Origin of the sequence: Clostridium sp. KLE 1755 (genome assembly GCF_000466465.2) — a bacterium.
Classification (GTDB): domain Bacteria; phylum Bacillota; class Clostridia; order Lachnospirales; family Lachnospiraceae; genus Eisenbergiella; species Eisenbergiella porci.
The window spans coordinates 17694-30176 of the sequence record NZ_KE992649.1 but is presented as its reverse complement, the minus strand read 5'-3'; the positions used below and the strand labels follow the sequence as shown (position 1 = coordinate 30176).

The following is a 12483-nucleotide window of genomic DNA, read 5'->3' as shown; positions in this document are numbered from 1 at the left end:
TAAAATGAATAGGGGAATAAGGCATTTATGCATGCATTTTTTTATAGAAAAAATGCCCGTTTATGAAGGAAAACTTACAAATAAAGAGATATTTTTATGGAAGAAGCAAAAAAATATTAAAAGTATGCAAAGGAGATTATTATGGAATATTATGTGGAGCCGGAAAAAAAGATACCTGTCACTGACCGTGTTGACGTACTGGTAGCTGGCGGCGGGCCTGCTGGTATCGGCGCGGCGGTTGCCGCCGCCAGGCAGGGATGTAAAACCATGCTGATTGAACAGGCCGGAGATGTGGGAGGTGTGGCCACCACCGGCATGATGAGCCATTGGACAGGGGAGACCAGAGGGGGCTTGTATGAAGAGATTCTGGACCGTTCCAGGGACGATGAACGCAATGGAGACCGGCAGACTATCAATCCGGAAAAGCTGAAAAACGTGCTGCTTGAGATGCTGGAGGAGGCAGGGGTGCTGGTACGTACCTATACGTTTGCTTCAGATGTAGTTATGGAAGGAGACCGCATACGCGGCGTTTTGCTGGAATCCAAGTCAGGTAGGGAGGCTGTCATGGCGGGTACAGTCATTGACTGCACCGGTGATGGGGATTTAGCGGCAAGAGCGGGAGCGCCTTTTTATAAGGGAAGGGAAGAGGACGGTCAGATGCAGCCTATGACCCTGATGTTCAAAGTGGCGGGAGTGGATGAGAAAAGAGCCATTTTCCCGGGTTCCTTTGAAACGAATATCCCTGTACCGGACGGCATGGTTCAGGATTTGGGAAAAGCAAACCTGCCTTCTCCAGCAGGGCATGTGTTGCTGTACCGTTCCACGATTCCAGGGGTGGTAACTGTAAATATGACCAACTGCACGGGAGCCGATGGAACCAGTGCGGGGGATTTGGCCAGGGCGCACCGGGACTGCCGGATGCAGATGGAGGCAATTGTAGCATTTTTAAGGCGTTTCGTGCCTGGATATGAAGAATGCTATATTATCAGCAGCGCATCTATTATAGGCGTGCGGGAAACAAGACATTTTCTGGGAGAGAGCACAATCCGCAGGGAAGATGTGGAAAATGCGGTGCAGCATGAGGACTGGGCGGTGAAGGATGCCCATTTTAATTTCGACGTACATAATTTGACCGGGGCGGGGCTGGATGCCACCGGGTGCCAGGCAAAATTCACTCAAAAGAAGGGGTATACAATTCCTTATGGCTGCCTTGTTCCTAAAAAGGTGGAAGGGCTTCTTCTGGCCGGCCGGGATATTTGCGGAACACATATGGCCCATTCCAGCTACCGGGTTATGCCCATTTGTGTAAAGCTGGAAGAAGCCGCCGGAAATGCTGCGGCAATCTGTACCAGAGAAGGAATCTGCCCCAGACAGGTGCCTGTTAAGGAACTCCAGCAGATGCTTGGCAGATAGGCCGCTTTACGTATACTTTTTCCGGTATTCCTTTGGAGAGATTCCATTCATCCTCTGAAAAACCAGAGAAAAATAATTGGAATTGGAAAACCCTGTTTTCATGGATATCTCGGTAATGGAAAAAGAAGTATTTACAAGCAGTTTTTTTGCCTCTTCGATTCGAAGGAGGTTAATATATTCCCGGAAGTTGCAGCCGGTGGAAGACTTGAAGGTATGGCTGACATAGGAACGGCTGCAATGGAAGGCAGCGCAGATGTCCTCAATGGATATCTGCCTGTGAAAATTTTTTTCAATAAAAAGAAGGATATGGTTAAGAACATAATCCGCGTCTTGTGCCTGCGCCGGGGACTCCCCGTAGAGCAGGCATTCTTTTTGATAAAGAGTTTCCAGCATGGAGGAAAGTGGATAAAGCAAGGTATCGAGCAGGGTGGTATCGGGCAAATCGGCCGACAGATGCATCTTAAATAAACTGTGTACGGATTCATAATTCAAATCATATTTTTCACAGATATGCCTCAGCTTGCCTGCGGTGGTTTCCGTACAGGTACGGTAGCCGCTTACACTGATGAAGCCAATCACCTTTTCTTCCGGGAGGCTCTGTTTCAGGGGATAGACATATTCCGTTACTCCGCAGTGGCATACGCCCCAGAAAGGGCCGTTCTCCAGCAGTGAAAATAATTTTTGCTGGTTAATGATGCAATCATCCCAGATTTCAGGATGTGATTTTAAATAAATGCAGTAGGGATTGGAGTGGACACGGTAAGGAAGGAACTGCGCCAGATAAGGCGAGGTTATTTTCTGGAATTCATGAATGGTGATATTCCGCTGGAACACAGACTCCAGGTATTCCAGGTAAGCTAAAATATGGTTTACCAGATTCTGCATGTGGGCGCTCCTTTTCCAATGATGGCGTATTCGGTAAGAAAGATCAAAAATTCGTAACTGTTCAGTACCTTCACAGTTATTTGCAAGTATTCATTTAAAATCGCCTGCGGAGATGGGATTTTTGCACTCTTGAATCACTTTCTTACGGTCTGTGCAGTAAATGCACGGACCTGCTGAACAGTTACAAAAATTCTCCCTTTATTGTAAAAAATACAGGCAAATAAGTCAATCATACATGCACTTTTTATCTTAAATCAGAAAGAGAATGGAGGAATAAAGGATGGAATTTGTGAATCAGATTTGTTTCAGGAGTTATCTATTACCTTGTTGAACTGTATTATGAAGTTTAGAATATGATTGCTGAATGGCCGGCATGTCTTTTACATCAACTACAAGAATTTTACAAAAATAGGCTAACATGTTATAGCCTATAATGATAAAATATGCTACATTTTAAGTAAACTTTATTTTTTCTCAGATAAATAATACATTATAGAGTTTGGTATTTGACGGAAGCATTGTAGCTTGTTTTATTGAAAGGCGGCAGCTGTATGGGGAATTTATTAATTGTGGATGACGAACCGGATATTCTGGAATCTCTGGAGGAAATGTTTAAGTATGAATCTGGTTTGGATATAGATGTCTATGTGGCAAAATCAGCGACGAATGCGGTCAAGCTGCTGGAGAAAATAAAATTTGATGTAGTTATGACAGACATTAAAATGCCTGGAATGAACGGTATTGATCTGTTCAAGCTGATTAAAGAAAACTGGCCGAAATGCAGGGTGATTTTTCTGACCGGCTACAGGGATTTTGATAATCTATATGAAATCAGCGGCTACAAGGATGTAAGGTATCTGCTGAAAAGTGAAGAGGATGAGGTACTGATATCTGCAGTTGCTGACGCCTTCGAAGAAATTGATAAAATGATGCAGTCGGAAATGCAGGAAAGTGAGCATCAGAGTGAAATTAAAAAAGCCCAGAATGTTCTTCGCAAAAATGTTATGAGAGAATTTTTCCACAATACAGCAGCCGCCAATGTAACGCAGGAAGAACTTAATCGTATTAAAATACCTCTCCGATTTGATAAGGATTTGTTTATTTTTTTATTACGGGCAGATAACTTTGAAGAAAATATCAGCTTTGAAGAGGAAACGGAAAGGGAGGTGGCGCTTTGTGAAATAATTGAAGAGTTTCTGCCTCCCAGAATCAGTTATTACCTGTATTATGATATTAATGGCTATTATCTTCTGTTTTTACAGCCGGTTCGTTTCCCGGAGGATTCTCTTTCGGCAAGAACCTGGATGCGGCTGTATACTAATCTTGCGGGGGCAATGGAATATGTACAGGAAAAGGCCTTTATCTTATTCTCCCTTTCGCTTTCCTTTGTCACCTGTGATGAGAGATGCCGCTTGAGAGACGGACAGTCTTATTTGAACAGGCTGAAGCAGGAGGCTGCTGACAGGATTGGGAACAATGTGCAGAGAACGATTATGGCAGAGTCTGCTCCGTTAGCCTCAGGGCTTCTTGAGGATAATGCGCCGGTAAATCTTCAGCTGCAGGTAAAGCGGCTGGAGGAAGCCCTTGAAACAAAAAAATTTCGTGACTTTATGACCAGGCTGCAGCAGCTGACCGACGTGCTATGTGTGGAGGATAAAAAAGATACACTGAAGGCAACGGAGCTGTATTATAGTATTGCGATTCTTTTACTTCGGTATATTAATATAAATCATATTAAAAACAAAATAGGGTCGGATTACCCTCTGGATAAGTTAATTTACGTAGAAAAGCACGCAGGCATGAGAGAGGCTGCCAATTATCTGCAGGCTGTAGCCGGTGCTATTGCAGATGAAATGGATGCGGAAAGAAAGAGCAGAACCAATGATGTACTGGAAAAGGTACTGCTGTATATTGATAACCATCTGGCGGAGGATTTGACGCTGACCAGGCTTGCAGAAATCAGTTACCTGAATGCCTCCTATCTTTCCAGAATATTTAAGCAAAGATATGGCTGCAACATCACTGAATATATAAGTAATGCCAGGCTGGAAAAAGCAAAAAAACTGCTTACGACCACAGCCTGTAAAATCAATGAGATTTCTGTCCGCGTTGGATATCTGACGGCACCTTCTTTTACCAGGGTTTTTAAAAAGTCGGTGGGTATATCTCCGGTAGAGTATCGTGACAGATACGGAGAAAAAAATAATGATATATAAGAAATTGGGTAAAAGTATGATAAAGGGTATCGGATGCAAAAAATCAATCCGGACAAAACAACTGATTATTTTTGCTGTTTTTATGGCTGTCAATGTATTATTTTCCATGGTTTTGTATTTTCTGGCTACTGCTACGGTGAAAAAATCCATTTTTGACAAAATGGACGCTCAAGCTGATTTTTATCTGGAAACTATAGATAATCATTTAAAAAGTACGGAAAATATGCTCTACAATATGTTTTCCGATAGAAAACTTATTTTTCTGGTCGAACATACCAATCTTCTTAATGCCTACGAACTGAGGGATGCTTACCTGTCGGAACAGGAACGGATTATAATGCTGAAGGAAAATAACCCGCTGGTAGCTTCGGGCATTATTTATCTTCCGAATGCGAAGATGAAGATATCTGATTCCTATATTACAGATATGGATGCTGATGACTTTGAGGCTGTAAGGCAGAAATATACAATGTCGGATTTTCCTTTGAAATATATGGAGGGCTCCTTGTTTATGTCATCCTCCGGTGTGCCGGTATATCAGACCAGAGAATTGCCGGCTGTTTTGTTTGTGGTAGAATTTAACGAAAAAAAGATAAAAGAGACACTGCGGAATTTTAATACAATAGATAACAGTGGTTCCTTCCTATACCAGCCTGAACAGAGTATTTTTATTGAAAGCGGAGAAAATGCGGGAACGGGGAACAGAATTTTGGAACTTTTGCGGCCTGAACTTGAGGAGAAGGAAGAATTTTCCGATGTTATTAAAACGGAAGAGGGAAATTACCAGATATCGGTTACTCAATCTTCATATCTGGGATATTTTGTACAGTATGCACCGGAAAAAGAAGTCCTTAAAAACATGGAAAGCTATAAATGGCTCGTGTTTATTTATATTATAGGTGTAGCTTCAGTGGCAGTCGTATTTTCTGAAAGTATAGAAAAGACCATTCACAGGCCATTAAATAAACTGATGGAAGCCTTTTCAAAAGTGGAAAAGGAAAACCTCAGCTCTGGCGGGACGGAATACACAGGTGAGGATGAATTCAGCTATTTGTTTGAAGGTTTTAATCATATGCAGGATAAAACGAAGCGTTTGATAGAAGAACTGGTTTTGCAGAAGGAACTTGCTCAGCAGGCAGAGCTGAAGCAGCTCCAGGCGCAGATCAATCCGCATTTTTTGTATAACAGCTTTTTTTCTCTTAAAAATAAGATTAAGCGGGAAGAGCTGGAAGATGCGGAGAAGCTGGCTTCTCTTTTAGGAACTTATTTCCGGTTCCTTACCAGGAATGATGAAAACTGCATTTCTTTAAAAAGTGAAGTGGAGCATGCGCGAAGCTATACAGATATCCAGTATATGAGATTTCATGATCGGATTAATGTTTATTTTGAAGAACTTCCGAAGGAATATGAATCTGTTATGGTTCCCAGGCTGATTCTCCAGCCAGTAATAGAAAATGCTCTGAAATATGGCCTGGAAGAAAAGGAAGAGGGCGGAATGCTACGTATTACATTCCGGCCAAAGGAGGATATTCTGGAGATACATGTTGAAGACAATGGGCAGATGTTTACTGATGATACTTTGAGGGAATTAAGGGAAAAACTGGAGAAAACCGATGAAATAACAGGAATTATAAATATCCATAAGCGTCTTAAGTTGTACTGGGGTGAAAAAAGCGGGCTTGAAATAAGTCGAAGCAGTCTTGGCGGAGCGCATATCGTTATCAAAATATTTATAGGAAAATGACAGAGAGTCCCAGAACCGGGCGGATAGGGGAAAGAAGACCGGGCTAGAGGGGGGAAGGTTAAACTGCAACAATTGAAAAGGCTTATGCATGGCATTACCGGCAAAGTAATGCCATGTATAAGCCTTTTTGGTAAAGAAATGTTATGAAAGTAAAATATTGTAAATAGAAAGAGAAAAATTTTTCTATATAATTTTTGTTGTAGAGAAAATCAAAAAACACATGTGCGTATAACGTGCAGAAGGGAGTAGAAATGAAAAGGAAATGGTTTGAGAAGTTTTTGGCGGCTTTTATTGCAGTAACCTGCGTAACTGGGCTTGCGGCCTGCGGCAGTGCCGAAACGGCAAACAGTACTAATATGGCGCAGAGCGATGCAGTGCAGACGGAGGCATCCCAGACTGCAGCGGATACGGTGGATTCGGGTGAACTGAATCTTTATGGATATGAGGATCCGATTACCCTGAAAGTCGGGCTGGCCTTTAATTCTGATTTTGAGTGGCAGGGTGATGAAAGTGTAGATAATAATACCTGGTATAACCTTTATAAAGAAAACGGAATCAATCTTGATATCATGTATAACGTGGATGGCTCCCAGCAGGAGACGAAAAGAACCACTGCAATTGCATCAGGAAACTATCCGGATATCATGGCTGTCAGCGGCTCAGATTTAATTAAGTATGCGCAGACAGGTGTAATCGCTGACATCACGGAGGTTTATGAAAAATATGCTTCTGATCAGCTTAGGGAATATCAGGCATGGGGAGACGGAAATTCGCTGAATGCGGCAAAGGTGGACGGAAAATTATATGGGATTCCTCAGGTAAATGACTATCGTGGAGATGCGATGATGATGTTTATCCGTCAGGACTGGCTTGATAATCTGAATCTTGAAATACCGACTACCATGGAGGAATTAAAAGCGGTGGCCAAGGCATTTACAGAACAGGATCCGGACGGCAACGGGGTAGATGATACATACGGACTGGCGTTAAACGGTAAAGAAGGCTTTAATTACTGGTCAGGAATCCAGGCTTTCTTTGAAGGCTATGGTGCAGCTCCCGGTTATTGGAACGGGCAGTTTACTTTTATTGAAAAAGACGGCAAGGTAGTATGGGGCGGTTCCCTGGCAGAGGAAATGAAAGCAGGGCTTGCAGATCTTCAGGAGATGTATGCAAACGGCTCCCTGGCAAAGAACTTTGGTACAATGGACTATAATCAGATTACCCAGGATGTGGGAGCCGGAAGATGCGGTATTTATTTTGCACCCCGCTGGGGAGCTATGGTGCCTGTTGTTGATGCGGTTAAAGCAAATCCTGAAGCACGTATTGTATCCGCAAAGATTCCTGACGGTATGGGAGAAGGGTCTTCTAAGCCTTATATCCCGACAACCCCCGGAACCTATTTTGTAATCAGCAGCAAATGCAAGAATCCTGAAGCACTGATTAAGCTGTGCAATCTGAGTGTGGATAAACTTTGCTATTATGAAGATGAGACAGAGTATGATATGTATACAGGAAAAGGCGGCGTATACAGCGGCTGGAAAGCATGTCTGGTTCAGCTTACTTCTCAGGGAGAGGCTGTTGAAAATATCGATGAAGAACATGAAGCAATAAAAACTGGAAATAAAGAGGGACTGACCCAGTCCCAGTTAATTGATGTGACTAATATGGAAGCTTATACCACAGCAGTAAAGGATGGTACTCTTATTGAAAAACTGGAAGCGGAGGATCCCGATGTTCTGGCTGGAATAGGAATGTGGACCGTATCCGGAGACGATTTGGGAGGCGGAATTACTATGGTGGATCTGATTAAAGATAATAATTATAACTATTCGGTCTATAACTATATTCCTACAGAAACAATGTCATCAAAATTTTCCACGCTGGATAAGCTGGCCCTGGAGACTATTGTAAAAATTATATCAGGGGACAGTGTTGACAGCTACGACACCTTCTTACAATCCTGGGAGGCACTTGGGGGAACCGAAGTTACCAGAGAAGCACAGGAATGGTACGACCAGAATCATTAAGGGAAAACGCAGGCAGGCATAAGTTTTTACTTATGCCTCCTGTTTTAAAAGAGGAGTATGGTTTATGAGAAAAAAGAAACAACGCATGAGTAATTCAGCAAGATCCCGGCAGAGGGCATTCCACATGATGCTTTTTTTACCGGTTTTGCTGCTGTTTATTTTTAATTATCTGCCGATATTTGGTCTGGTTATGGCGTTTCAGGATTTCCAGCCGGGGCTGGGCTTCTTAAAGTCAAAGTGGGTCGGCTTTGATAATTTTAGAACAATCTATTATCTGCCCGATTTTCTTCCGGCATTGAGAAATACGCTGATGATAGCTTTGGGAAAGATTATCGGCAATATTGCAGTGCCTCTTACCTTCGCTCTGATGCTTAACGAGATTAAAAATAAATTATTTAAAAAGACCGTACAGACGGCAACATATCTTCCCTACTTCCTATCCTGGATTGTTCTGTCAGGTATTCTGATAAACTTTCTGTCACAGGGAAATACCAAAAGTGACACCGGACTTTTTAACATGTTCCTTCAGACCATTGGACTGATTGGAGAACCGGTAAATTTCCTGGGGGATAAGAACATATTCCCGTGGACGATGATTCTGACGGATGTGTGGAAAAACTTTGGCTATAATGCCATTGTATATCTGGCGGCACTGACAGGGATTGATCCCGGTTTATATGAGGCAGCCGCCATTGACGGCGCCGGCAGATGGAAACAGACGATTCATGTCACCATTCCGGGAATTGCGCCTATTATTACCCTGATGACGGTTCTTTCCATCGGAAATATTTTGAATGCCGGATTTGATCAGATTTTTAACCTGTACAGTGCAAGCGTTTATTCTACAGGTGATATTATTGATACACTTGTTTACCGCCTGGGTCTTGTGAATCAGCAGTATTCGCTTTCCGCCACAGTAGGCTTTTTTAAATCGGTGGTTTCCGGTATCCTGATTGTAGCCTCTTATAAGCTGGCAGATAAATTTGCCGGATATCGTGTATTCTGAGAAGGAAGGGATAAAGGTCAATGAAAAAAATAAAAGTTTCTCCGGCAAGAAAATTATTTAATATATGTAATGTTGTTGTTATTACTCTTATTATGTTAATCTGCCTGGTTCCTATCTTAAATGTATTGGCGCAGTCGTTCAGCAGTTCCCATGCAATTGTTCAAAATAAAGTAAGGCTGTTTCCTGTGGAATTTACCACATCCGCTTATTCCTATGTTATGAAAAACAAGGATTTCTGGCAGGCAGCTTTAGTTTCTGCAGAACGTGTGCTCCTGGGGGTTCCCATTAATATGCTGCTTACGGTTCTGGCGGCATACCCGCTGTCTAAAAGCGACAGGGTTTTTAAGGCAAGGAAATATTATTCAGCATATTTTGTGTTCCTTATGATTTTCAACGGCGGTTTGATTCCCACCTACTACGTAATTTCCAAACTGGGACTGATCGATACAATCTGGGCATTGGTGCTTCCCTGCGGCGTGCCGATTTTTAATGTCATATTGATGATGAATTTCTTCAGAGGCATTCCTGAATCTCTGGAGGAATCAGCTATGTTGGAAGGCGCGGGACAATGGACTATCATGAGCAAGATTTATCTGCCTTTATCTAAACCCTCTATTGCGACGGTGACTTTGTTTTCCCTGATTAACCATTGGAACAGCTGGTTTGACGGACTGATTTATTCTAATTTTACGGATAATTATCCGCTTCAGTCCTATCTTCAGACCATGGTAGTGGATATGCGTTCCATTATTCAGAGCGGGAATATGGAAGATATAGTAAATGCACTGAGTGTAAATGATAAAAACCTGAAGGCTGCTCAGATTTTTATTTCCATTATCCCTCTGATGGTTATTTATCCGTTCTGCCAGAAATACTTTACGGCAGGACTGACTTTAGGAAGTGTGAAAGGGTAAAAAAGTGGAAAATACGATTCAAATTATAAAGAATAACTTTGAAAAAGGAGATAAGCTTCTTCCTATGGGAGGAAGGGACAAGGCCGGCAATAGATTTGAAGTAGACAATATCAGCTTTATGAAAAATGGCAGGCGTTTTATTCCTATAATGGGAGAATTCCATTTTTCCCGGTATGAGCCGGAGGCATGGGAAGAAGAGCTGCTGAAAATGCGTGCAGGCGGTGTGGCTATTATCGCTACTTATGTATTCTGGATACACCATGAGGAAGCCGAAGGTGAATGGGATTTTACAGGATGCAGAAATCTCAGAGGCTTTTTACAAATATGCAGGGATATCGGAATGCCGGTATGGCTCCGTATTGGCCCCTGGGCACATGGAGAATGCCGAAACGGAGGGTTTCCGGACTGGCTTATAAAAGACGGAGCCCCTGTACGTATTAATGATCCTGTATATCTGAAACGCGTGGAGCGTTTCTGGGAGCAGTTGGGAGAACAGGCAGAAGGAATGATGTGCATGGACGGAGGGCCGGTTCTGGGAGTTCAGCTGGAAAACGAGTATGGACACTGCGGCGGACCGTCAGACAGTAAAGAAGGAATGGCACATATGCTGACCCTGAAAAAAATGGCGCAGGCGGCAGGTTTTATAGTTCCTTACTATACTGCCACAGGCTGGGGCGGCGCTTATGTACCGGATGGTGAAGCGCTTCCGGTACTGGGTGGATATGTGGACGCACCCTGGGCGGATCATGTGCAGGAAATGCCTGCCAATACCAATTTTATTTTTTCTTCTTACAAAATGGATGATACGATTGGCTCCGACTTCAGTAAAAAAGAAGAGAACAATTTTACCTTTAATATACATAAGAATCCTTATCTGACAGCGGAGCTGGGAGGCGGACTTCAGGTGACGAGTCACAGAAGAACATATCCCTGGCCGGAGGATATACAGGCGCAGGCGTTATGTATGCTGGGCAGCGGTGCCAATCTCCTGGGCTACTATATGTACCATGGCGGAATAAATCCGGACGGGAAATACAGTACGCTTCAGGAATCCAGGGCAACCGGATATAATAACGATCTTCCGATAAAAAGCTATGACTTCCAAACCTGTATTCGGGAATCCGGAGAAATCAACACAAGCTTTGGAGCTTTGAAAAAACTTCATTTATTTATTTCTTCATTTGGAGAAATTTTAGCCGGAGCAGATACTTATTTCGCACAGAAGCAGCCGGAATCGGCAGACGACTGTCATACCTTGCGGATGGCGGCAAGAGTAAATATTTCAGACGGATTGGGATTCCTGTTTGTGAATAATCATCAAAGGAAACGCAGGATGGATGATCATAGGGAATACAACGTCCGCATTGTCTGGGAGGGCGGTGAAAAAATTCTGGGACATATCAACATAAAGGGCGGAGAATGCGCTGTTTTTCCTTTCCGTATTCCCGGAGGCACAGAGACAGGTAACGGAAAGGAGCTTATGCCGGTATCTCTTCTTCCTGCATGGACAAACGCTTCGCTGCTGTGCAGGCTTGGAAAGCGTATTTTCTTTTGGTCAGATTTGGAAAGACCGTACTTTGAGTCAGAAAAGGAAGATGCTGATTATGTGATATTAACAAAGGCGCAGGCAGACAGAGCCTTTCTGACGGGAGGGCATCTGTATATTACCGAGAGACCTGACAGCTGCCTGATTGAGGATAAAGGACAGCAGTTTCTGCTTACTAAGGCTGAAAAAGAAACTATAATGATATATAGCGGGACAGGAGCACCAGAACAGGTTAAACTGGAGGCAACGTCGGTGAAAGTTTCCGTAAAGGCAGAATTATTCAGAGAAGAACAGGATACGGATGGAAGTGCGGCTTATAAGGAATATATGATACAAATAGAAAAATTAACGGCAGGTACTGTACATCAGCTTTATCTTGAAACAGAATATGACGGCGACCGTGCAGAGGTTTACATTAATGGAAAGCTGGCTGATGACTGGTTTACCAATGGTGAAAAATGGCATATGGCACTGAAGAGATTCGGATATCCTGAGGAGTTGGTAATTCGTATTTATCCCAGTAATAAACCAATTCCTAATCCTTATGGAAATAAGGTATATTATGATCTGCCGGTAAAAGAGGGATGTGAACTTTATGACGTGAAGGTGCTGCCCGAATATAAGATAAAGATTTGATAATCAATATCTGCTCTTTTGCATTAGTTTCGGTAAAACTGCATTGTGCCAAATATCATGAAGGCTGTATGAATAACTACCGGAAGCTGTTTCAGA

8 protein-coding genes are annotated in these 12483 nt (G+C 42.9%); 7 read left to right on the top strand and 1 reads right to left on the bottom strand.

Going from position 1 to position 12483, the window contains the following annotated elements; genetic code table 11:
* Nucleotides 1-141 precede the first annotated feature (141 nt).
* Nucleotides 142-1413 (top strand): FAD-dependent oxidoreductase, encoded by a 1272-nt coding sequence (locus tag HMPREF1548_RS01250; protein ID WP_021633834.1) that lies wholly within the window; start codon nucleotides 142-144, stop codon nucleotides 1411-1413.
* Nucleotides 1414-1419: 6 nt separating this feature from the next.
* On the opposite strand, the gene HMPREF1548_RS01245 is transcribed toward HMPREF1548_RS01250, so the two are convergent.
* Nucleotides 1420-2298, bottom strand: a complete 879-nt coding sequence (locus tag HMPREF1548_RS01245; protein ID WP_021633833.1) for a helix-turn-helix transcriptional regulator — start codon at nucleotides 2296-2298, stop codon at nucleotides 1420-1422.
* Nucleotides 2299-2849: 551 nt separating this feature from the next.
* Between HMPREF1548_RS01245 and HMPREF1548_RS01240 the strand changes: the two genes are divergently transcribed.
* The 6 genes from HMPREF1548_RS01240 to HMPREF1548_RS01215 all read left to right on the top strand — a co-directional run bounded on the left by HMPREF1548_RS01240 (nucleotide 2850) and on the right by HMPREF1548_RS01215 (nucleotide 12387).
* Complete coding sequence (locus tag HMPREF1548_RS01240; RefSeq protein ID WP_021633832.1) at nucleotides 2850-4514, top strand: response regulator; 1665 nt, start codon at nucleotides 2850-2852, stop codon at nucleotides 4512-4514.
* Complete coding sequence (locus HMPREF1548_RS01235; protein WP_021633831.1) at nucleotides 4504-6258, top strand: sensor histidine kinase; 1755 nt, start codon at nucleotides 4504-4506, stop codon at nucleotides 6256-6258. Before HMPREF1548_RS01240 ends, HMPREF1548_RS01235 begins: the two co-directional genes overlap by 11 nt.
* A gap of 251 nt (nucleotides 6259-6509) precedes the next feature.
* Nucleotides 6510-8285 carry an extracellular solute-binding protein gene (locus tag HMPREF1548_RS01230; RefSeq protein WP_025490373.1) on the top strand — a complete coding sequence of 592 codons (1776 nt, stop codon included), beginning with the start codon at nucleotides 6510-6512 and terminating at the stop codon, nucleotides 8283-8285.
* A gap of 64 nt (nucleotides 8286-8349) precedes the next feature.
* Nucleotides 8350-9291 (top strand): ABC transporter permease, encoded by a 942-nt coding sequence (locus HMPREF1548_RS01225; RefSeq protein ID WP_021633828.1) that lies wholly within the window; start codon nucleotides 8350-8352, stop codon nucleotides 9289-9291.
* Nucleotides 9292-9311: 20 nt separating this feature from the next.
* Nucleotides 9312-10205, top strand: a complete 894-nt coding sequence (locus tag HMPREF1548_RS01220) for a carbohydrate ABC transporter permease (protein ID WP_021633827.1) — start codon at nucleotides 9312-9314, stop codon at nucleotides 10203-10205.
* Nucleotides 10206-10209: 4 nt separating this feature from the next.
* Nucleotides 10210-12387, top strand: coding sequence for a beta-galactosidase (locus HMPREF1548_RS01215; RefSeq protein ID WP_021633826.1), 2178 nt, complete (start codon nucleotides 10210-10212; stop codon nucleotides 12385-12387).
* Nucleotides 12388-12483 lie beyond the last annotated feature (96 nt).

Bases quoted from the DNA above. Each gene is read 5' to 3' on its own strand.
- HMPREF1548_RS01250 (WP_021633834.1), top strand. From the start codon at position 142: ATGGAATATTATGTGGAGCCGGAAAAAAAGATACCTGTCACTGACCGT.
- HMPREF1548_RS01245 (WP_021633833.1), bottom strand. From the start codon at position 2,298: ATGCAGAATCTGGTAAACCATATTTTAGCTTACCTGGAATACCTGGAG.
- HMPREF1548_RS01240 (WP_021633832.1), top strand. From the start codon at position 2,850: ATGGGGAATTTATTAATTGTGGATGACGAACCGGATATTCTGGAATCT.
- HMPREF1548_RS01235 (WP_021633831.1), top strand. From the start codon at position 4,504: ATGATATATAAGAAATTGGGTAAAAGTATGATAAAGGGTATCGGATGC.
- HMPREF1548_RS01230 (WP_025490373.1), top strand. From the start codon at position 6,510: ATGAAAAGGAAATGGTTTGAGAAGTTTTTGGCGGCTTTTATTGCAGTA.
- HMPREF1548_RS01225 (WP_021633828.1), top strand. From the start codon at position 8,350: ATGAGAAAAAAGAAACAACGCATGAGTAATTCAGCAAGATCCCGGCAG.
- HMPREF1548_RS01220 (WP_021633827.1), top strand. From the start codon at position 9,312: ATGAAAAAAATAAAAGTTTCTCCGGCAAGAAAATTATTTAATATATGT.